A 19,630-nucleotide genomic window follows, 5' to 3' on the forward strand; every position below is an offset into this window, starting at 1 on the left:
GCCGGTGCTCTAGTGACTGTGCCAGCCGAGATCGGTGTAGGTGAAGTCGTCACCCTTGTAGGCTATGCGGGTTCGATAAGCCCGAGCGCAGGCGTAGGTGAAGCAGTCGCCCATGTTTAGCTTAGCCGGATGATTCATGATCTTGCCGAACTGCTGCGCTGCATCGAGTGCTTTGGCGCCAACGTCCCCGGAAATCATCGCTTCCTTGCAGTCAAGGTCGACTATGAACTGCTCGACGAGACGACGTGCATTTTCCATCATTTCGGACGTTGCTGGCTTGTCACGGCCAGAGACTTCAGCAAGCCGGCGCGTCAGTGACAAAGTTGCCTCCATGCGCACGACGGCCGAGATGTAGTAGGGGCCGCCGTCGTGCTCAAGCCGATTGATCAGGGCGGGGGCATCCTCTTCCCCAGTGAGAATAGCAACAATGACCGAAGCATCGACAAAGAGCATCAGTCTTCGCCCCACATCTCATCGGTTTCCCGCTTGTGATCGCCGGGCGCAAAGGGCCCAGCTTCGCGCGCCATGGCGAGAGACTTTGCAAGCCGCTCACGGAGGGGCAAGGCGGCTCGGCGTTTCGCGATCTCGTGCTTCAGCGCCTCTTTGACCGCATCGACCTTGCTGGTTTTGGTGATGCTGATAAGCTCTTCCGTGAGCCGGTCGACCTCGGGGTCTTTGATATAGAGCGGCATGAGGCATATCCTTTCAAGGATATTATAATATCCTATTTTCCATATCCTTTCCAGTCCGGATAGTGATTGCGACGCCCCGAAGCGGCGCGTACCGCTTCAACGCAGAACCTTATGACATCCCGTTGAATTTGACCTGAATTTCGTCATCCATCCCTGCATAACGTGCTACTTTCCGAACCGTGCTGATGGCGCGGGCGGCCGGGAATGGGGAAGGCGCGTCGGCGAAGGGAGAGGGAGAGAGGGGCGGAACGGCGGCGGGCGGGTTGAGAGGCTGGAGAGAGGCTCCGGCTGCTCGCCATGGAGCCGCACCATGCTTCACAATCCGATTGTGGATCCCGCGCACCAGCGATTTGCCACCCATAAGACGCAGCCGGCGATATCGATTGCCCGGGCTTTTCCGTCGATTTCCATCTTGCCACCGATTGTAAATCTCCTTGAGCAAGGCGCGGCCGTCGCCATCGGGGTTTCGGGCGGCAAGGATAGCCAGGCCGCAGCCATGGCGACCTTCGAGTATCTCGACCGCATCGGACATTCTGGACCGCGCCTGTTGATCCATGCCGACCTTGGTTCGGTGGAATGGGCGGGTTCGCTGCCGACTTGCGAGCACCTATCCGATCGCCTCGGCGCCGAGCTCGTTGTCGTCCGCCGCAAGCAAGGTGGGCTAGTGGACCGCTGGGAAAGCCGCTGGCGATCCAACGTCGCGCGACACGAAGACCTCAGCACCGTGACGCTCGTGCCATGCTGGAGCACGCCGGCGATGAGATTCTGCACATCCGAAATGAAGACCTCGAAAATCCATGCGGAACTCAAACGCAGGTTTTCTAAACTGCCGATCATCAGCGTAACCGGCGTTCGGCGCGAGGAAAGCCCACAGCGCGCCCCCGCCGAAATCTTCGATCACAAGCCGGGCGAGCGAATATGGACCTGGCGGCCAATTCTTGAATGGTCCGAGGAAGAGGTCTTTTCATCGCTCGACTTCTGGGGCATCGAACCCCATCCCGCCTATCGCCGGTTTGGCCTCACGCGTGTCTCGTGCCGCTTCTGCATCATGTCGAGCCTTCCCGATCTGGTGGCCGCGGCGGCGCAGCCGGAAGCACACGATCTCTATCGGCAGATGGTCGGCCTCGAATGCCGCAGCACGTTTGCGTTTCAGAGCAGCCGATGGTTAGGCGATATCGCTCCTCATCTGCTTCAGCCGAGAAGCCGTGATCTTCTCGCCATGGCCAAGGAAAGGGCGGACCGCCGTCGTGAGGCGGAACGCCGGCTGACGAAGCCGATGCTCTATGTGAAAGGCTGGCCGGTCCGGATGCTATCCGACGGCGAGGCGGACCTTCTCGCGGAGGTGCGCTCGGAGGTCAGCGCGATGCTGGGATTTCGTACTCGCTACCATGATCGGGCATCGATCCATGCTCGATACGCTGAACTGCTCAACCTTCACGCCAGCCGGAGGAGGACCGCATGAGTGACACATCGCCCTCCCGCCGCCTGCTGATCCTGTCCTGCTCGATGACCAAGCGCGGCGGCCCGCAATACATGCCGGCGCGCGACCGATACGATGGGCCGCTCTGGCGCACTCTGCGTCGTGTCGATCCCGACGAGCGGAAGGCTCGGGTTGCTTTTGTGTCAGCCGAGTACGGCTTTCGTGAATCCACGACCACCATCAAAAACTATGACCGGCGGATGACGCCGGAGATTGCGGCCGCGGTGAAGGCTGGCGGCCTCGGCACGCGATGGCCAGCGCCGAGAACACAGCGGCGCGCGATGGCATCGGGCGAGCATCCGGGCATGCACATTGCCTCGATGACAGAGCACGGGCACAAGCCGTTTATCGACGTCTGTCTGGTCGGAGGCGCCCTCTATCTCGATGTCATGCGGCACTTCGTCGACCTGTTCCAGGAGGATGGCTTTGTGACGGGGAGCGCGGCGATAACGGAAATCTGCGCGCCGATCGGCATCATGCGGCAGCAGATGGCGATCTGGCTGAACAGTTACTCGCGCAACGCCGACGGCGACGCGAGCGCTGGCGGCAGGCGGTGAGGGCGGCGGTCCGGGAAAGAGGAAGAGGGGGGAAGGGGCGTTCGTGGCGGATTGAGGTGGCTGGAGAGAGGCTCCGGCCGGTCCGCCGCGGAGAAATGACATGGCACAGGCCATTCAGAAAATCGCGCTCAACGTCGGGCGCGATATCCCCTTCAACAAGCTCGTCCTCAGCCAGCAGAACGTGCGCAAGACCAAGGCCGGCGTCTCTATTGAAGAACTCGCCGACGACATCGCTCGCCGCGGTCTGCTGACGAGCATCAACGTGCGCGCGGAACTCGACGCCGAGGGCAAGGAAACCGGCATCTACCGCATTCCCGCCGGCGGCCGCCGCTATCGTGCCCTGAAGCTGCTGGTCGATCGCAAGCAGCTCTCCAAGACGACCGGCGTGCCCTGCATCGTCAGCGATGGCGAGACCCTCGAAGCCGAAGACTCGCTCGCCGAAAACGTCAAGCGCATCGACCTGCATCCGCTCGACGAGTTCCGCGCGATGATGGCGCTCCGCGAGGAGGGGCTCGATGAAGAGGAGATCGCTGCCCGCTTCCACATCTCGGTTGCGACGGTGAAGCAGCGCCTGCGGCTCGCCTCGGTCTCGCCGCGCCTGCTCGAACTCTATGGTGACGACGAGATGAGGCTTGCCCAGGTGATGGCATTCTCCATCACCAAGGACCATGCCCGTCAGGAGCAGGTATGGGAGACGGTGTCACGGGCGCAGAACCCGGAGCCCTACTATATCCGTCGGCTACTGACCGAAACGGCGGTCCGGGCATCAGATCGCCGTGCAGTATACGTTGGTTTCGAGGCCTACGAGGCTGCCGGCGGCGCGATCATGCGTGATCTCTTCGAGCAGGACAATGGAGGGTGGCTCCAGGACCCGGCGTTGCTCGAGCAGCTGGTGCTGGAGAAGCTGACCGCCGATGCCGAGGCGCTGAAGGCGGAGGAAGGCTGGAAATGGGTCGATGCCGCCATCGACTTTCATTACGGCCATACCTCCGGCCTCCGCCGCTTCTATGGCAAACAGGCCGAATGGAGCGAGGACGAACTCGCGCGCCATGATGCCGCGAAGGTGGAATACGATAAGCTCGACGCCGACTATGCCGCCGCTGCCGACTATTCCGAGGAAACCGAAGCGCGGCTCGAAGAGCTCGGCAACGCGTTGGATGCCTTGAACGACCGGCCTTACCTCTTCGATCCGGATGACGTCGCCCGTGGTGGCGTCTTCATCTCGCTGGCCGCCAATGGCGAACTGAAGATCGAACGCGGCTATGTCAGGCCCGAAGACGAACCTGTCGTCGAGGTGGCGGAACCGGAGGGCGCCAATATCGATCAAGACGGTTTGGGCGACGGAACGACCGTCGCATCTGCCGGCGGCGTATCGGTCGACGGCAAGCCGGTCGGTGTTGAAGAACCGGACGAAGACGACGGCAAGGTTCGCCCGCTCTCGGACCGTCTCATCGAGGACCTGACGGCGGCCCGGACCCTTGCACTCAGGAACGCACTCGCCAACGACCCGACGATGGCGTTCATCGCCGTCCTGCACTTTCTCGTGCTGAAGACCTTCTACCACTACGGTGCCGCTTCGTGCCTGGAAATTTCGGTCCAGCACAGCGTTTCCAATCAGGCGCACGGTCTTGCCGAAACCGTCTGGGCAAAGGAGATCGAACAGCGCCAGGAGAACTGGGGTCACGATCTTCCAGGCGATGCGGGTGAGGTCTGGGGATACCTGATCGCATTGGACCAGGACAGCCGCATGGCGCTCTTTGCCCATTGCGCCTCGTTGGCGCTGAACGCGACGATCCAGCAATGGAACCGCCGTGCCAAGGAAAACGACCACGCGCGCCAGCTTGCCCAGTCGATCGGGTTTGGCATGGTGGAGGCCGGCTGGACGCCCACAGTCGACAGCTATCTCGGCCGCGTCACCAAGGCGCATATTCTGCAGGCCGTCCGCGAAGCCAAGGGCGAGCAATCGGCCCAGCTGATCGACCACCTCAAGAAACCGGATATGGCCCGCGAGGCCGCCCGCCTGCTCGAAGGCAGCGGCTGGCTCCCGGAAGTGCTGCGCTATCCGGCCGATGAAGCACATGCTGACGTCGAGCCTTCCGACTTGGGTGAAGTGGGAGTTATCGAGGACGAAACCACGGGACGCGCCGATGTCGATCTTCCGGCCTTTCTGACGGAGGGCCTCGAAGCCGCGGTATCAAGCGCCGAGTCCGAAGAGGACGAAGACGGCCATCTCGAAGCTGCGGAATAGGCATCCAAGCGAGCATAAATCCATCCAGGGCCCGGCCATCGCGCCGGGCCTTTTCTTATTTGCAAGTGGGAGACACGACAATGTCGAAATCGGAAACCACGCGGCAACCCGCCACGATCGTTTGCGAGGAGGGACGCCTGGAATTCCTGCCGAGCCTTTTCGGCCGCTCGCTGCTCATCGTTGCCGAAAACGCCGTCTACGGCTTTATGGAGAAGCTCAGCCCTCTTGACTACGGCGGCGGGTTCTGGGACTTTTACGAACAGGGCGGGCAGCCTCTGTTCCTTGCCCCGAGATCGAAAACCCGTTTCCGGATCACCGGCGAGGTCACGGGGTTCCAGGGCGATGTCTCCGCCGAAGCCGCCGGCATCATCGCCACGATGTTTGCCTTCTCGCACCTCTCCTTCCAGTATCAGTCCGAACGGCTCTGCGACGGATACAGCCGTCTCTATGCCTATGCGGCTGGCCATCCCGAAGCCTCCGAGATTTTCCAGGCGATCGACTGAGCGGCTTCACCGTTCCGTCTGATCGCCTTTCACCGACCACCCACCGGCCCGGTTGGCGCGAGAGCGCCGGCCGGGCCTTTTCGTTTCAGGAGCAATCAACATGAACACCATGATCCCCAGTCCATCCCCTGTATCCGCCGGCTTCAAGGTCGACATCTCCCGCGGCGAGCGCATCGGCCGCGCGTCGTCGGAATGGTTCTCGCGTCCCGATGACGAGCGCTACCTCTCGCTGTCCGATCTCCACCGTGCGGTCAGCGATCGGGCCGAGCGCGCCCGCGTTCGCACCGTCGAAAGCGCCGATATCCGTGTCGAGGCGACCCGCGAGAATGCCGAGCGCCTGTCCCTCATCGTCCCTGGCAGCCGCGTGCCGTTGGCGCCGACCCACTGGAGCTACGGACAACTCTGCAGCCTCGTGGGCGCGCCGGCGAGTTATATGCGCCAGTTGCCGGCCCCGCTCGCCGCGATCAATCTCCAGCACGGCCTTCTCAACCACAGCGCCGAGATGGTCAAAACGCTGGAGATGGAGGACGGGCGTGTCGAGCTTCGGGCGGTGACCGGTCCCGAATACGGCCGCATCTGGGATAGGGATCTCGTCGCCGCGGTGATGAGCATCGCCGGCGATGGCGTGGGCGACACGATGTGGAAGGTACCGGGTGTGCTCGACTGGTCGACCATGACGCACAACCCGTTCGTCGATATCACCAAGGATACGACGACGCTCTATGCCAGCGACAGGGACGTGTTCCTGTTCCTCGTCGACGATGCCCATCCGATCGAGGCTGGCCGCCTGCCGAACGGTGAGCCCGACCTCTATTTCCGTGGGTTCTACGCCTGGAACTCCGAGGTCGGCTCGAAGACCCTCGGCATCGCAAGCTTCTATCTACGGGCCGTGTGTGCCAACCGCAATCTGTGGGGCACGGAAGATTTCCAGGAGATCACCATCCGGCACTCGAAATTCGCGGCCCAGCGGTTCGCGCACGAGGCGGCTCCGGCGCTGGAGAATTTTGCGAATTCCTCGTCCGCGCCGTTCATCGCGGGAATCCGTGCCGCGCGGGAGCGGGTCGTCGCTTGCAATGAGGAGGACCGTTCCGATTTCCTGCGCAAGCGCGGCTTCTCGAAGGCTGAGACGGGCAAGATTATCGAGACGGTGCTTTCGGAAGAGGGGCGGCCGCCGGAGTCCATCTTCGATTTCGTGCAGGGGATCACCGCATTGGCGCGCGGGAAAGCCCATCAGGACACCAGGCTCGAACTCGAAGGCAAGGCGCGTAGACTGCTCGAAAGCGCAGCGTGAGACCCCCCATCTGACATTCGCCAACCAACCCAGCCCTGGCGCCGGGTTTTTCGTATCACCAAAGGGCAATCCCATGACCAAGCTCGAAACCCAACTCTACATCAATCCGCCAATCCCGCTCGCCGACATCACGCCGCTGGAAGAGCTGATCCTCGCGCATGTGCTGGAATGCAGCGCGACCGACGCCGGCCTTGTCCTTTTCACCAATACGGGTCCGAACAATCCCATCAGCGTGAAGCGCAAGCTGTTGCTCGAAGCGTTCCGAGCATCAGTGCCGCTGGCGGAAAGCGCACTCAACACGTTCATCGCAAGCCGCGTCCTTGCACTTATGCCGGCGCCGTCGGATGCAATCGATATGGATGCGACCGTCGATATCGATCTCGGCGCATTTCCGTGGCCGTTCATCGTCCAGGATATCGTCTCGCGGTCGCCGACCCTGTCGGAGGTCACCGTGATCCACTGGATGAACCATCCGTCGCAGCGTCTCGAGACCTACGGCGCCAGCGTATCGCTGATCACCGCGAAGGCGATTCATCACGCCACCAGCGAGGATATCCTGGCCCGTTTCCGATTGCAGGATCGCGGCCTGTCACTCCCAGGCCCATTGCCTGCTGCGTCGCTTCGGTCGTCAGTGCCTGACGGGCACCGTTTGCTCACCGTCGGCGAGACGGAGGCGGCACTCTGCATCTGGGAAGCCATGCTGTATTTCCGAGGCCTGCACGAGGACGGACGCGCCGTTCCCGACGGCATTGCCCAGATGTCGAGGCTGTGGGACGAAACCGGTTGGCAGTTCATGCGCTTATGCGTCCTGGAGATCGTGCCTCTCGTGCAGGATGCCTACGCCGCCCTCTCCGGTGTTATTGAGGATGGTGGATTTACCTTCGATTTCGACTTCGTCCCGGCAGTCTTGGGAACGCTCGTGTGGTCGGAGGACGGACCATATCGCGAGGGCGAACCGGAGGACTTCCTCGAAAGCGTCATGGCGGCGGTCATGCTTCGGCGACAGGATGTTGCGGCCGCTGCTCTAGCTGCTTCGAACACCGGTCGGTGACCCTGGTCAGACGCCGATCTCGGCGGCGCCCTCCACCGGCGAGGTCTCAGGAAGGCGGATGTCGATATCGACGGCGGCTTCCGTGACAGTCTGCTCTGCCGCGATCTCGCCGCCAGCGCCTTTCAGGTCGATACGTCCCCAGATCGAGGTTTCTTTCCGGGAGAGGCGACGCCGGTTCTTGAACTCGACGACGTACGGCTTCTTCTGAGACTTCATGATGCTCCGCTGAACAGGCGATGGATAGTGTGCAGCAGGTGTTGTTGTTCGTCTGAACCTGTCAATGGCCCATGACGCCATATCCCGGATTACGGAAGCGGCGGGATTTCGCCGTCCGCCACGCGCCAGACCCAAGGGGCGATCTCCGGTCGCGTTGCGATCATGTCGGCGACGGCGCGGTCGTATTCGTCGTCGGCCGTGGATGGGACAATGAACATCGCAACGGGGGCCGGCTTCTGTTCCGGAAGGGTCACTGAAACGATCGGCGCGCCGCGCGGCAGGTTGAAACGCAGTCCCTTGACGATCTTCCGCTTCAGATGCCCGAGCTTCTCCAGAAGCCGCAATTCATGAATGTCCTCGAAGGGCAGCCAGTGCTCGTTGACCACCATCAACGCGACCTCTTCCACCGATGTGATGCCAGCGGTCGAAATCCCGAAGGTGGCGATGACGATCAGGTGAAAGGCTTCGCTCGATCGCCACAGTTCGAGTTCGGTCTCATAGCGGGTCGCGAGCCGTCGCCATGCGCCATCCTCGACCATCAGCGGGAAGGGCGTATGCCGCACGACGATCTTCTGGCCTTCGCGCGCCGGGGAAAATTCCTTCACCTCGGCGACGATCATCATCAACTTGCGCGGTCCCGCTCCCGTGGCCAGCACACCCTTCAGCGCCGCCACCCGCCGGGCGGCAATGCCATCCTTGTCCTCTGTCTGAAACACCTCCGGCACATAGAGCATGTCGCTCAAGGGGCCGCCCCTCGCCGACATCTGCGAGGCGGCATTGAGAAGGCTGGAGCGGACCCGGCCCCAGCCGCGCCGGCCCGCCCAGACCGACCGCCACTCGGTCAATTCGCCGGCTTCCCAGAGATAATGAAGCATCGCCTTTAGCGACAGTTTGCGCGGCTCGCTGCGGATACCTGGCTCGGATGCTTCCGTTGGTGCGGAGGGCGCCGCCCTCGGTCCGCGTTTCGTCAGCGAGAAGTCCAGCTTCAACTCGGCCTTGCCGCTGGCATTGATCTGGATGGCGCTTCCGATCAAGGGGCCGAGGCCGGAGAGTTCGTAGGGCGGCTCGTAGGAAGGGCAGGCCGGATCGTGCTCGCGCCCTGATAGGGGCATCCGTTTGACCACGAATTGATCGTCCAGCCGCGCGATATACATGGCGACCGCCGGGTCCTTGCACATGCACTGAGGCCGCATCCGCTGTTCGTAGGCGTGCGGAAGAAGCGCCCGAAACTCTGGCGAGGATTCATCGAATGTCTGTTCGCCGATGATGAATTTCCGCACCGTCGCTCTCCTTTGCTCCGGTCGAGGCTACATCGTGATGCCGGTTTTTACTACCGAAAAATAGTGAGTAAAGGCGTAAGTCCAGCCCAATCCGAATATAGACCTGCCGGTGAGGATCGTCGCAATCGGCCTCCATCCCGTCGGGCACGAAGTCAATCGGAAATGCCGAGGCGGGGAGGAAGTGCAAGCGGCTGCGGGGAAGAGGGGGCTGCGGGCCGATCGGCCCGGCTGATGTTGGAGAGAGCGCATATCGGATCGGGCTTCTCCCCCGCGCTCCGAGGAAACCCCCATGAACGACCTTCTCTATCGACGCCTGCGCATCCGGGCCGACGCCGGCTGGCGCCACGTCGTCCGCGCCGCTGCCTTCCAATTCGACCGTCAGATGCTGCATGACCCCGCCTTCCGCGCCGCGCGCAAGCGCTTCTATCGCTCGATGCTAGCTGAGTACCGCGCCGACCAGCGCGACCTCGCCAACGCCTTCCGGTTTTGAACCACCCCAATCCTTTCCATCCCATCGCCCGGCGGCAGCCGGGCTTTTCGCTTCAGGAGGAAACCATGGCGATACCTGAATATGCCCGAACCAACTTTCGGACGCTGCTTCGCGCCGCCCAGGACGGCAATCTCGCGCTCATGGAGTGCCTAGATGCCCGCACCGAAGAAACCCGTTTCGTTCTCTGCGCGGTCGGACGCACCGATGGCGACTATCCGGTCACGCCGTTCGGTCACCTCGCGGACGGCAATCCGTACGACGCCTACCTTCCTCCGGACCCCGCCAATGCCGATGGATTTCTCAGAGGGAGCGACGCGAGTTCGGTCGAGACCTCGACGGCTGTCGACAACAAAGGAGGCGGACATTGAAAGCTCACGTAAATCGCGACCGGTTGCCCCACGGCATCTCGCCCAGTCCCTCGACTCGGCCGACCTCGGCGGGCACGATCCCGGCCGCTATCGGCTGACGCCGCCAGGTGCTCCCGACGTCCCGGCGCTCATGCGTCCAGGGATGGCGGTGCGGACCTCATACGGCTCGGGCGGCATCGTCACCGCAGTCGAAGGGCCGGTTGTCCATCCCGCCGCTGACGGCCGCGAGTATCCGCATTTCACGATCGTCTATGTGCCGGCCGACTGCTTCGGCCGGCACACGAAGCGCGATCGCAACTGGATCAACGAGTGTGTCGCCGTCCACGGCCGAATTCTGAAGCTGCTTGAAGCCAACAGCGACGAGGTCTTCGTCGAGCCGATGGAGGCCGCCCGGCCCTGACTATCGCGGGCGAATGCCCGCCCATCCTGCGGTTTTTTCCCATCCAGGGCCGATGCTCTCAAGAGCACCGGGCCTTTTCACGTTTCCGGAGAGCAACATGAGCCTGTCTGTCCTTGCCTGCCCGCCTATCGCCACGCCGGTCTTCCTGAACTTCCGGTCCGAAGTGGTCGCGCCCGTCTGTTTCGCCATCGTCTATTGGGAGGGACCGGGCGACACGCTCTATGCTTTCGAGGATCGTGACGCCTTCGACCGCCAGCGTCTCTGCGCGGAGCGCCATTTCGTCCATGTCCAGCAACTGTCCGCCGGCGAAGCTGCCGCGTGGATTGCTGCAGGCGGCAAGGCTGTCCTGCACGAAGTCTCGGTCGGAGGCGTTGCGGCATTCGGAAACCTCAAGCTCGCGCCCGGCTGAAGGCCGGGCGCCGCCGCGTGCGCCGCCCAGAGGGAGAGAGGGGCCGGGAAGGGGTGGCCTGGCGGGCTTGGAGAGCGCCCGGCGGCTGGCTCTTTCCCGCTCTCGATGAGGTTTCCCATGAACGCTCCTTCCTCCTTCGCCGCGAACCCGTTTGCCAGCAAGCCCCGCTTGCCCGAAGAACGCAGCCGCGCAGGCAACCTCTTTGCCGCCGGGGGTGTGCTCCTGCCGCTTCTCGAAGCCGGCCAATCCATCACATCGGCCCACCTGCGCGCCGTCCTCACCACAGAATTCGGCGGGTCGGACGCCGAGGGGTTTTGGTCGTGGAAGGATGCCTATGAGGCGACCGAAGTCGCCCAGGTGCTCTTCCTTAGAAAATTCGGCTCGGCCATTTCCGCTCGGACGAATACGCCTGAGGCGGCCCTTTCCATCCTGGCCAGGCTGGCGGCGCTCAACCCGGCGCACACGCGCCGGTCCGAGGAAACCCAGAGGCTCCAGCAGTTTTCCACACCCGTCGAACTCGCCTATGTCGCGGCGCGGGCCGTCTCCATCATGGCGGACGACATCCTGCTCGAACCGTCCGCCGGGACCGGCCTCATGGCGATCTTCGGGGAACTCGCCCGCGCGCGCCTCGTTCTCAACGAATATGCGCCGGTCCGGCACTCCCTCCTCGAGCATCTGTTTCCCGAAACGTCGGTCACGCACCACGACGCCGCCCATCTCGACGACTATCTCGATCGCGTCGCTCGTCCCACCGTCGTGCTGATGAACCCGCCGTTCTCGGCCGGTGTGCATGTCGAGGGCCGCATGGCCGATGCAGCGTGGCGGCATCTCACCTCGGCTTTCGCCCGCCTCGCGCCCGGCGGCCGCCTGGTCGCCATCACCGGTTCCAGCCTTTCTCCCGATAATCCGAAATGGCATGACGCCTTCGTGCGTTTGCAGGAGCGCGGCACGGTCGCGTTCAGCGCTGCGATTGCCGGCAGCGTCTTTGCCCGTCATGGCACGACGATGGAAACGCGGCTGACGGTGATCGACAAGATTGCGGCTGCCGATCCGACGAAGCTGGTCGTAAGTCAGGGTGTCGCACCCAACCTCACCACATTGCTGTCCTGGATCTCGGGCCTGCCGCCGCGCTCTCCGTCGACGGCAGCGAACTCCATCGGCGCGCTCTCCAACAGCATTCTGCGCGCCTGCGCCGCGAAAATGGCCGCGCGCAAGGCCGCCGAAACGCTGCGCCCTGCCGCGGTCGCGGGAATGCGGACGAGCCCGGCCCTCTCTCACCGTGCATCGAACCGGGTATCCCTTCCGCCTGCGCCTACCCATGACGAGATCGTCGAACTCGCCTATGAGTTGCGCGATGCGCCGCCGTCGGCGCGACTGGATGCCGCCGACGGCATCTACGAACCCTATGAGCTCCGGGCGATCCGCATTCCGGACGCCAGGCCGCATCCTGACAAGCTGGTCGAGTCCGTCGCCATGGCGTCGGTTGCCCCGCCCAAGCCCAGCTATCGGCCGCACCTCCCCAAGAACGTGATCACCACCGGCGACCTTTCGGACGCCCAGCTCGAAAGCGTGATCTATGCCGGCGAAGCCCATTCCGGCCATCTCGCAGGCTTTTGGAAAGTTGATGCCTCCTTTGACAATCTCACAGCCGCGCCCCCGGAAACCGAAGGCGCGGTGCGATACCGTCGAGGATGGTTTCTGGGCGACGGCACGGGAGCCGGGAAGGGTCGGCAGGCCGCCGGCATCATTCTCGACAATTGGCTGCAGGGCCGCCGGCGGCATCTCTGGATCTCCAAGTCTGAGACGCTGATTGAAGATGCCCAGCGCGACTGGAGCGCGCTCGGTCAGGAGAAGTTGCTGGTCACGCCCTTGTCTCGCTTCCGGCAGGGCAAGCCAATCACGCTTGAGGACGGAGTCCTCTTCTGCACCTTCGCCACGCTCCGCACGGATGAGCGCGAGGGCAAGCGCTCGCGGGTCCAGCAGATTGTCGATTGGCTCGGTGGCGATTTCGACGGCGTCATCATCTTCGACGAAGGCCATGTCATGGCCAATGCCGCGGGTGGCAAATCCGACCGTGGCGACAAGGCGGCCTCACAGCAGGGCCGCGCCGGCCTTCGCCTTCAGCGCGCCTTGCCCGATGCACGCGTCGTCTATGTCTCGGCGACCGGTGCATCCGAGGTCGAGTCGCTCGCCTATGCGGAACGGCTCGGTCTGTGGGGCAGCGCCGATTTTCCCTTCGCCACGCGCAGCGAGTTCATTGCCGCCGTCGAGGATGGTGGCGTTGCCACCATGGAGGTGCTCGCCCGCGACCTCAAGGCGATGGGGCTTTATGCCTCTCGCTCGTTGTCGTTCGAGGGCGTCGAATACGAGATCCTCGAACATGCGCTGACCGAGGAGCAGGTCCGCATCTACGATTCCTATGCCGGGGCTTATCAGGTGATCCACAATCGCCTCGATCAGGCGTTGGAAGCCTGCAGCATCACCTCGGCGACTGGAACGCTCAACAAAAACGCCAAAGCCGCGGCGCGTTCCGCCTTCGAGAGCACGAAGCAGCGTTTTTTCAATCATCTTTTAACGAGCATGAAGACGCCCACGCTGATCGGCACGATCAACCAGGACGTGGCGGACGGCCATGCCCCGATTGTCCAGCTCATCTCGACGGGACAATCGATAACCGAACGGCGGCTCGCCGAAATCCCGACAGAGGAATGGAACGACATTCAGGTGGACGTCACCCCGCGCGAGATCGTCGCGGAGTACCTCATGAACTCCTTCCCGACCCAGCTCTTCGAGGAATACACGGACAGCGAAGGCACACTCCTCTCCCGGCCGGTCTATGACGCTGACGGTAATGCCGTCCTTTGCCGTGAGGCCGCTGCCCGTCGTGACGAATTGCTGGAAAAACTCGGTAGCCTGCCGGCGATCCCGACCGCGCTCGACCAGATCGTCCAGCACTTCGGCACGGACAAGGTTGCCGAGATCACCGGGCGCTCCCGTCGTATCGTTCGCCGGGATGGTGACGGCGCCTTTGCACGCTTCGCCGTCGAGAGCCGGCCGGGCAGCGCAAATCTCGACGAGACGCGCGCGTTTATGGATGACCAGAAGCCAATCCTGATCTTTTCGGAAGCCGGTGGAACCGGGCGATCATACCACGCGGACCTCGGTGCAAAGAACCAGCGCCAGCGCCTGCACAATCTGCTCGAAGCCGGCTGGCGCGCCGATGTCGCGATCCAGGGCCTCGGCCGCAGCCATCGCACAAACCAGGCCCAGCCGCCGCGTTTCCGGATGGTCGCGACCGACGTCAAGGCCGAGCGGCGCTTCCTGTCGACGATCGCCCGGCGGCTCGACACGCTCGGCGCGATCACCCGAGGCCAGCGCCAGACCGGCGGGCAGGGCATGTTCCGCAGCGAGGACAACCTCGAATCCCAATACGCCCGCGATGCGCTGCGGCAATTCTACAAGCGCGTTCATGGCGGCGCGGTCGCCGGATGCTCGCTGGAGACCTTCGAATCGATTACGGGCCTCCACCTCTGCGACGAGGAAGGTGGGCTGAAGGACGAACTGCCGCCGATCCACACCTTCCTCAATCGCATGCTGGCGCTGACCATCACCATGCAAAACGTCCTCTTCGAGTCCTTCGAGGAACTGCTGGCGGCCCGCATCGAAGGTGCGATCGCCGCCGGCGTCTACGACAAGGGCCTGGAGACGCTGACCGCCGATCGCATGACGCTGAAGGATCGCAAGCTGGTCTACACCCATCCCGTCACCGGCGCGCTGTCGCACCTTCTGACCATTGAGCGCATGGACCGCAATCGGCCGATGCTCCTTGAGGATGCCCTTCGTCTGGTGGCGCGGGATCCGCGCGCGAAGCTGATGATCAACGGAAAGTCGGAACGCGCCGCGGTCATGACCCCGACGCGCTCCATCATGCTCGAAGATGGCTCTCTGCAGCCGCGCGTGGCGCTGATCCGTCCGATGGACGAACTGCGCTTCGAGATCCGCCAGCTTGAGGAGACGAACTGGGAGGAGGCGGACGAACAGGTCTTCGCCGCGGCCTGGAATGCCGAGGTTGCCAATGTGCCGGAGTTTTCGACCTCAACCTTGCATGTCGTCTCGGGCCTGCTGCTGCCGATCTGGAAACTGCTGCCGCACGACTATTGCAGGGTCTATCGCCTGCAAACCGACGATGGCGAGCGCATCGTCGGCCGCGTGATCGCGCCGGCTGGTCTATCCCGGCTGTGCAACAATTTCGGGATCGATCGGAGCGAAGTGCTCGACCCGGAGCAGCCGTGGCGATCGGTGGTCGATGGCTCCTCCATCATCAGCCTCGCGGGCGAGATGACGGTGCGCCGCGTCCGGGTCATGAACGACAACCGCGTCGAATTGACCGGCTTCACGGACGGCATGCGTGACTGGTTGCGCTCCATTGGGCTATTTTCGGAGATGATCGCATGGAAGCTGCGTTTCTTCATTCCGGTGACCGATGAAGGCGCTGCGATCCTTTCACGCCTGATGCAGCGCCATCGGTTGCTCGATGTCGTCAGCCGGCACTGAAGGAGGACCGCCATGCTCTCGGCCTCAGAGTTGGCAGTCCGTCTCGCGCGCGATGCCGAGACGGTCTGCCGGCATTACCTTTCCGCCGGCCGCAGGGCCGGCAATTACTGGATCGTCGGCGACACCGCCAACAGCAAGGGCAAGTCGCTCTACGTTCATCTCTCCGGTCCGCGCGCCGGCCGTTGGGCCGATGCCGCGACGGCTGAATATGGCGACCTGCTCGATCTCGTGCGGGAGACCTGCGGTCTTGTCGATTTCCGCGACGTTGCGGACGAGGCGCGGCGGTTCCTCAGCCTTCCGCAACCCGGCCCGGCCCACCTTAAGCGGGAAATGGCCCGCAGGGGCGCGGCCCGAACCGATCCGCCGGTCGAAAGACCGGCAGACGAGCGCGCGCAGCGCCTGTTTCGTATGTCGCAGCCGCTGGCGGGGACTTTGGCGGACAGCTATCTGCGCCAGCGCGGCATCCTGCGCGCATCCCTGCATCCGGCGCTTCGCTATCATCCGTCCTGCTACTATCGCGATCTCGTGACGGGCCGGACGACGAGCTTCCCCGCGCTGATTGCAGCCGTGACCGATCCCGGCGGCACGATCACCGGCGTGCATCGCACCTGGCTCGATCCCGATGGTGGCGGCAAGGCACAGGTCGAGGATCCGCGCCGCGCGCTTGGCGGTCTGCTCGGCAATGCGGTCCGCTTCGCCTTTCCTGTCCACCGCCCCGTATCGGTCATGGCCGCCGGCGAAGGCCTCGAAAGCATTCTGTCGCTGTCGCACGTCATGCCCGGAATGCCGATGGTGTCGGCGCTGACGGCCAATCACCTCGCCGCCTTCGAGCTGCCGTCCGATTGCGTGCGCCTCTACATCGCCGCGGACGCGGATGCCGCCGGCCGGAACGGCATCGAGCGACTGAGCCGTCGGGCGCAGGCCCGCGGAATCCTGCCGCTAGTGCTCGCCCCGGAACTCGGCGACTTCAACGACGATCTGCGGCTGGACCCGAGCCGGCTCATCGCCAGTCTCCGGGCACAGCTCGCCCCGGAAGACGCAACCGTCTTCCTGCCGTCGTGATGAGGCCGTGATGGGGAGATGCGGCGGGGAGGGAGCGACGAAGGGAAGGGCCGGGCATGCCGGTCGCCGCACGGATGAGCGCGCGCCCGCGGGCCTACCGAGAGGCGACCCTTACCATCCGGCGTTCGGGCCTCCAACCGCCGGAGGCCCAAGTTTTTTCCCCGCGCCGGCGGAGCCGGCGCTCCTGGCGGAGCAAAAAACCTGTCCCCGGCGGCCCGGTGCTGCGCTGGGCCGCGGCGCGAGCGCCGCGGTTCCGGCCAGCCCGCCGGATGCGAAGAGATCGCCGTCAGGCCGCGAGAGGCGCGGCCGCAACCGACGGAGACCATCATGAACGTCCAGCTTCCCATCGACGCCGCCACCGAGCCCCACGCATCGTGCCCGACCGATCGCGTCATCTACGAGATGCAGGTCTACGGCTATCGTCCGTTCCAGGACGAGGCCGACCCGCGTCCGCTCCCCGAGGAGCCGGTCGTCCAGTCCGCGCTGACCGCGATGTTCGACGCCATGTTCGAGATGTTCGGCGACACGCGCCTGGAACCCGATCTCGAAGACATGCTCTGGTCGACCGTCAATCTCTTCCACCGCGCCGGCGAGCGCATCCAGCGCGAGCTGCAGCGCAACGAGGACGCCCAGAGGAACGGGCAGAAGGAGCAGGACGGCTCGGAGGTCAGAAGCGTCGAGCTCGAACGCCATATCATGGAGGGCATCTCGCTCCTCGAACGCCGCAACGCCTTCGAATTCATGCGCGACTATGCATCCGACCTCTTCGAGGCGCAAACCGGCTCGACATGGCGGCCGCGCACCGGCTCCAAGGTCAATCACGCCAACATGACCGCGGCGATGATCGACTCCAGAGACTTCCTCTCTGCCCGCCGCCGCGCCGAGACCGAGGTTCTGATCCCGGCCGGCACCAAGATCGCCTTCGGCGGCGGGTTGGACTATAACGATCACGACCGGATCTGGGCCGCACTCGACAAGGCCCTCGCCAAACACCCCGACATGGTGCTGCTGCATGGCGGCTCGCCGAAGGGCGCTGAACGCATCGCGGCATGCTGGGCCGAAGCCCGCGGCGTGACGCAGATCGCCTTCAGGCCGAATTGGGGCAAGCACGCGAAGGCCGCCCCGTTCCGCCGCAACGACGAGATGCTTTCCGCGATGCCGGCCGGCGTCATCATCTTCCCAGGTTCCGGCATTACCGAAAACCTTCGCGACAAGGCCCGCCGCTTCGGCATCACCGTCTGGGAGCTGAAAGGAGACGGCGCGTGAGCGCCTTTTCTATCGCAGGATTTGTCTCCAGCCTTGCATTTCCTAGGAATTGTGTACACATTTCCTAGGAAATGGAGCGGCGCAATGGCTGAACCTCGACACAACACATCCTCCCCCCGCCGTGTCGGCGTGCGGGAGTTTCGCGGCAACCTGACATCCTTTCTGCGGCAGGTCGAGGAAGGGCAGCGCTTTGTTCTCACGTCCCATCACAAAGTCGTCGCGGAGATCGGACCGCCGTCCTCCGATGTTGCAATCCGCAAGCCGGGCGCCTTGCGCGGCAAAATCAAGCTTGCCGATGATTTTGACGGTCTGCCTGCTGACGTCCTGAAGGCGATGGAAGACGGAGCGTGAGGCTTCTCCTCGATACCCATGCATTGCTGTGGTGGTTGAATGACGACGACAAGCTGGGGAGCCGTGCACGCGGCTTGATCGGCGATCCCGCGAACGACGTTCTTGTCAGCGCGCTATCCCTATGGGAAATCACCGTGAAGCTGCGCATCGGCAAGCTCGACGCGGACATCGAGGAGATTCTTGCCATCCTCCCGGATCAAGGGTTTCAACGGGTCGACATCACCGATGCCCATTTGGTCGCGCTGGCCGGACTGCCGGTTCACCATCGCGATCCGTTCGATCACCTCCTCATGGCGCAGGCGCTCTCCGAGGATGCGCATTTCGTTTCTGAAGATCAGAACGTGCCCCTCTACGGTGTTCCATTCTTCACCTGCTCGGACCCTGCGACTTGACCAGTTCCTTGGCTGCCGCGGGGGATCTCAGCGACCATCCTAGCTCTTGGGCGAGCCCGATGAGAAGCCCTCCAGATCCGCGGATATAGCAGAGCCGATAGACGTCCTCATCTTCCCGGGCTCCGGCATCACCGAAAACCTGCGCGACAAGGCCCGCCACTTCGGTCTCACCATCGTCTGGGAACTGAAAGGAGACGGCGCGTAAACGCCGTTTTCTTGCAAATCTGGAAAATCTGGATGTTATGGAGATTGATGAGGGAGCGAGATCATGCGGCACTTTACGACAGGCGATCTCAACAAACAGGTCGGTGACGTCACGGACGCCGCCGCCCGCGAACCCGTGGTGCTGACGAAGCATAGAAATCCACGCTTCGTTCTCATGAGCTACGAACATTACGAGCGCATGCGCACCGGCGCCGATCTGCGCCAAGCAAATCGTGCATCGCAGATGCCCGACGAGCACGAAGTATTGCTCGGCTCGGCAATCGACCGGGTGGCGCGCGGCGAAGGCTATGATGATGAACCGTGACTATCCCCGATCAGGGCATCACCTAACGATAGCTCTGGGCTTGGCCGAACGAGCGCGATGAAATCGAAGGCCGAAAGACCCGCCCGACTTGCGTCGTTGTCGCCGTGCGTGGTGCCACTGACGGCCTGCCCCATCTGGCGCTTCTCGCCATTACGACACAGCCGCCGCAGGCCGATCGGATTGCCTGGAGGTTTCCGCAATCGAGTGCCGGCGTGCCGGTCTCAAGCGATGCTGGATTGTCGTCGAAGAGTACAATTGCAATATCGCAGAGCGATCCTGGTACATTGAGCCCGACGGCAACACGATCGGCCTGTTCAGCAAGACCTTCAGGATGAGGATCGCGACGGCCTTTGCAGGTGCGCGTCAGTCCGGTCGCCGCGTTTGCAGGCTGGACTGATTTCAACGTCCCGATGGCGGCGCCTGCCAGCTTCGACAGAAAGCCGGAATCAGAAAAGCCTGCCGCGGGAGGAGGTGCGGCAGGCTTTTCAAAC

General features: G+C 63.5%; 20 protein-coding genes and 2 pseudogenes. 17 read left to right on the forward strand and 5 right to left on the reverse strand.

Translation table 11 applies throughout. The features are described 5' to 3' along the window. Positions 1–9: 9 nt before the first annotated feature. Both GR138_RS25755 and GR138_RS25760 read right to left on the reverse strand, forming a co-directional pair. The gene (locus tag GR138_RS25755) at positions 10–453 is read right to left on the reverse strand and encodes a type II toxin-antitoxin system VapC family toxin (protein ID WP_160862130.1); all 444 of its coding nucleotides are present in this window, start codon (positions 451–453) and stop codon (positions 10–12) included. Further along, positions 453–692 (reverse strand): type II toxin-antitoxin system VapB family antitoxin, encoded by a 240-nt coding sequence (locus GR138_RS25760; protein ID WP_160862131.1) that lies wholly within the window; start codon positions 690–692, stop codon positions 453–455. Before GR138_RS25760 ends, GR138_RS25755 begins: the two co-directional genes overlap by 1 nt. Positions 693–1,002: 310 nt before the next feature. Between GR138_RS25760 and GR138_RS25765 the strand changes: the two genes are divergently transcribed. The 6 genes from GR138_RS25765 (at position 1,003) to GR138_RS25790 (ending at position 7,822) form a co-directional block, all read left to right on the forward strand. After that, positions 1,003–2,154, forward strand: a complete 1,152-nt coding sequence (locus GR138_RS25765; RefSeq protein ID WP_160862132.1) for a phosphoadenosine phosphosulfate reductase domain-containing protein — start codon at positions 1,003–1,005, stop codon at positions 2,152–2,154. Beyond that, positions 2,151–2,729 carry a hypothetical protein gene (locus tag GR138_RS25770; protein WP_160862133.1) on the forward strand — a complete coding sequence of 193 codons (579 nt, stop codon included), beginning with the start codon at positions 2,151–2,153 and terminating at the stop codon, positions 2,727–2,729. The genes GR138_RS25765 and GR138_RS25770 overlap by 4 nt, the downstream gene beginning before the upstream one ends. A gap of 100 nt (positions 2,730–2,829) precedes the next feature. Then, on the forward strand, positions 2,830–4,977 hold the full coding sequence (locus GR138_RS25775; protein ID WP_160862134.1) for a ParB N-terminal domain-containing protein: 2,148 nt from the start codon (positions 2,830–2,832) through the stop codon (positions 4,975–4,977). A gap of 80 nt (positions 4,978–5,057) precedes the next feature. After that, positions 5,058–5,480 (forward strand): antirestriction protein, encoded by a 423-nt coding sequence (locus GR138_RS25780; RefSeq protein ID WP_160862135.1) that lies wholly within the window; start codon positions 5,058–5,060, stop codon positions 5,478–5,480. 100 nt (positions 5,481–5,580) lie between these two features. After that, positions 5,581–6,771: a DUF932 domain-containing protein gene (locus GR138_RS25785; protein WP_160862136.1), complete on the forward strand. Its 1,191-nt coding sequence runs from the start codon at positions 5,581–5,583 to the stop codon at positions 6,769–6,771. Between the two features lie 73 nt (positions 6,772–6,844). After that, positions 6,845–7,822, forward strand: a complete 978-nt coding sequence (locus tag GR138_RS25790) for a hypothetical protein (RefSeq protein ID WP_160862137.1) — start codon at positions 6,845–6,847, stop codon at positions 7,820–7,822. 6 nt (positions 7,823–7,828) lie between these two features. Here GR138_RS25790 and GR138_RS25795 read toward each other — a convergent pair whose 3' ends face one another. Continuing rightward, positions 7,829–8,038 (reverse strand): hypothetical protein, encoded by a 210-nt coding sequence (locus tag GR138_RS25795; RefSeq protein ID WP_160862138.1) that lies wholly within the window; start codon positions 8,036–8,038, stop codon positions 7,829–7,831. An 89-nt stretch (positions 8,039–8,127) separates the two neighbouring features. Continuing rightward, positions 8,128–9,318 carry a DUF1173 family protein gene (locus tag GR138_RS25800; RefSeq protein WP_160862139.1) on the reverse strand — a complete coding sequence of 397 codons (1,191 nt, stop codon included), beginning with the start codon at positions 9,316–9,318 and terminating at the stop codon, positions 8,128–8,130. 289 nt (positions 9,319–9,607) lie between these two features. Here GR138_RS25800 and GR138_RS25805 point away from each other — a divergent pair, with 289 nt between their 5' ends. The 9 genes from GR138_RS25805 (at position 9,608) to GR138_RS25845 (ending at position 18,610) form a co-directional block, all read left to right on the forward strand. Beyond that, the gene (locus tag GR138_RS25805; protein WP_160862140.1) at positions 9,608–9,808 is read left to right on the forward strand and encodes a hypothetical protein; all 201 of its coding nucleotides are present in this window, start codon (positions 9,608–9,610) and stop codon (positions 9,806–9,808) included. A gap of 65 nt (positions 9,809–9,873) precedes the next feature. Beyond that, on the forward strand, positions 9,874–10,176 hold the full coding sequence (locus GR138_RS25810; protein WP_160862141.1) for a DUF6117 family protein: 303 nt from the start codon (positions 9,874–9,876) through the stop codon (positions 10,174–10,176). 148 nt (positions 10,177–10,324) lie between these two features. Next, entirely contained in the window at positions 10,325–10,576 is a 252-nt protein-coding gene (locus GR138_RS25815; protein ID WP_160862142.1) for a hypothetical protein, read from the forward strand. 97 nt (positions 10,577–10,673) lie between these two features. Next, positions 10,674–10,985: a hypothetical protein gene (locus GR138_RS25820; RefSeq protein ID WP_160862143.1), complete on the forward strand. Its 312-nt coding sequence runs from the start codon at positions 10,674–10,676 to the stop codon at positions 10,983–10,985. A gap of 117 nt (positions 10,986–11,102) precedes the next feature. After that, a complete protein-coding gene (locus GR138_RS25825; protein ID WP_160862144.1) occupies positions 11,103–15,539 on the forward strand; it encodes a bifunctional class I SAM-dependent methyltransferase/DEAD/DEAH box helicase in 4,437 nt (1,478 codons plus the stop codon). Between the two features lie 12 nt (positions 15,540–15,551). Continuing rightward, entirely contained in the window at positions 15,552–16,601 is a 1,050-nt protein-coding gene (locus tag GR138_RS25830) for a DUF7146 domain-containing protein (protein ID WP_160862145.1), read from the forward strand. Positions 16,602–16,928: 327 nt separating this feature from the next. Further along, positions 16,929–17,867 (forward strand): DUF2493 domain-containing protein, encoded by a 939-nt coding sequence (locus GR138_RS25835; protein WP_160862146.1) that lies wholly within the window; start codon positions 16,929–16,931, stop codon positions 17,865–17,867. An 84-nt stretch (positions 17,868–17,951) separates the two neighbouring features. Continuing rightward, complete coding sequence (locus GR138_RS25840) at positions 17,952–18,218, forward strand: type II toxin-antitoxin system Phd/YefM family antitoxin (protein ID WP_160862147.1); 267 nt, start codon at positions 17,952–17,954, stop codon at positions 18,216–18,218. Then, entirely contained in the window at positions 18,215–18,610 is a 396-nt protein-coding gene (locus GR138_RS25845; RefSeq protein ID WP_160862148.1) for a PIN domain-containing protein, read from the forward strand. The genes GR138_RS25840 and GR138_RS25845 overlap by 4 nt, the downstream gene beginning before the upstream one ends. A gap of 37 nt (positions 18,611–18,647) precedes the next feature. Here the strand turns inward: GR138_RS25845 and GR138_RS25850 are convergent. Continuing rightward, a pseudogene (locus GR138_RS25850) lies at positions 18,648–18,722 on the reverse strand (VOC family protein); the annotation flags it as partial. Positions 18,723–18,878: 156 nt separating this feature from the next. On the opposite strand from GR138_RS25850, the gene GR138_RS25855 reads away from it, so the two are divergent. Both GR138_RS25855 and GR138_RS30675 read left to right on the forward strand, forming a co-directional pair. Then, complete coding sequence (locus tag GR138_RS25855) at positions 18,879–19,139, forward strand: type II toxin-antitoxin system prevent-host-death family antitoxin (protein WP_160862149.1); 261 nt, start codon at positions 18,879–18,881, stop codon at positions 19,137–19,139. Between the two features lie 62 nt (positions 19,140–19,201). Continuing rightward, positions 19,202–19,536: pseudogene (locus GR138_RS30675) on the forward strand (hypothetical protein). Positions 19,537–19,630 lie beyond the last annotated feature (94 nt).

The organism is Shinella kummerowiae, assembly GCF_009827055.1.
Lineage (GTDB): Bacteria > Pseudomonadota > Alphaproteobacteria > Rhizobiales > Rhizobiaceae > Shinella > Shinella kummerowiae.

What these genes read in the sequence shown, in the direction of transcription:
- GR138_RS25755 (WP_160862130.1), bottom strand. Translation starts at nt 453, where the DNA reads ATGCTCTTTGTCGATGCTTCGGTCATTGTTGCTATTCTCACTGGGGAA.
- GR138_RS25760 (WP_160862131.1), bottom strand. Translation starts at nt 692, where the DNA reads ATGCCGCTCTATATCAAAGACCCCGAGGTCGACCGGCTCACGGAAGAG.
- GR138_RS25765 (WP_160862132.1), top strand. Translation starts at nt 1,003, where the DNA reads ATGCTTCACAATCCGATTGTGGATCCCGCGCACCAGCGATTTGCCACC.
- GR138_RS25770 (WP_160862133.1), top strand. Translation starts at nt 2,151, where the DNA reads ATGAGTGACACATCGCCCTCCCGCCGCCTGCTGATCCTGTCCTGCTCG.
- GR138_RS25775 (WP_160862134.1), top strand. Translation starts at nt 2,830, where the DNA reads ATGGCACAGGCCATTCAGAAAATCGCGCTCAACGTCGGGCGCGATATC.
- GR138_RS25780 (WP_160862135.1), top strand. Translation starts at nt 5,058, where the DNA reads ATGTCGAAATCGGAAACCACGCGGCAACCCGCCACGATCGTTTGCGAG.
- GR138_RS25785 (WP_160862136.1), top strand. Translation starts at nt 5,581, where the DNA reads ATGAACACCATGATCCCCAGTCCATCCCCTGTATCCGCCGGCTTCAAG.
- GR138_RS25790 (WP_160862137.1), top strand. Translation starts at nt 6,845, where the DNA reads ATGACCAAGCTCGAAACCCAACTCTACATCAATCCGCCAATCCCGCTC.
- GR138_RS25795 (WP_160862138.1), bottom strand. Translation starts at nt 8,038, where the DNA reads ATGAAGTCTCAGAAGAAGCCGTACGTCGTCGAGTTCAAGAACCGGCGT.
- GR138_RS25805 (WP_160862140.1), top strand. Translation starts at nt 9,608, where the DNA reads ATGAACGACCTTCTCTATCGACGCCTGCGCATCCGGGCCGACGCCGGC.
- GR138_RS25810 (WP_160862141.1), top strand. Translation starts at nt 9,874, where the DNA reads ATGGCGATACCTGAATATGCCCGAACCAACTTTCGGACGCTGCTTCGC.
- GR138_RS25820 (WP_160862143.1), top strand. Translation starts at nt 10,674, where the DNA reads ATGAGCCTGTCTGTCCTTGCCTGCCCGCCTATCGCCACGCCGGTCTTC.
- GR138_RS25825 (WP_160862144.1), top strand. Translation starts at nt 11,103, where the DNA reads ATGAACGCTCCTTCCTCCTTCGCCGCGAACCCGTTTGCCAGCAAGCCC.
- GR138_RS25830 (WP_160862145.1), top strand. Translation starts at nt 15,552, where the DNA reads ATGCTCTCGGCCTCAGAGTTGGCAGTCCGTCTCGCGCGCGATGCCGAG.
- GR138_RS25835 (WP_160862146.1), top strand. Translation starts at nt 16,929, where the DNA reads ATGAACGTCCAGCTTCCCATCGACGCCGCCACCGAGCCCCACGCATCG.
- GR138_RS25840 (WP_160862147.1), top strand. Translation starts at nt 17,952, where the DNA reads ATGGCTGAACCTCGACACAACACATCCTCCCCCCGCCGTGTCGGCGTG.
- GR138_RS25855 (WP_160862149.1), top strand. Translation starts at nt 18,879, where the DNA reads ATGCGGCACTTTACGACAGGCGATCTCAACAAACAGGTCGGTGACGTC.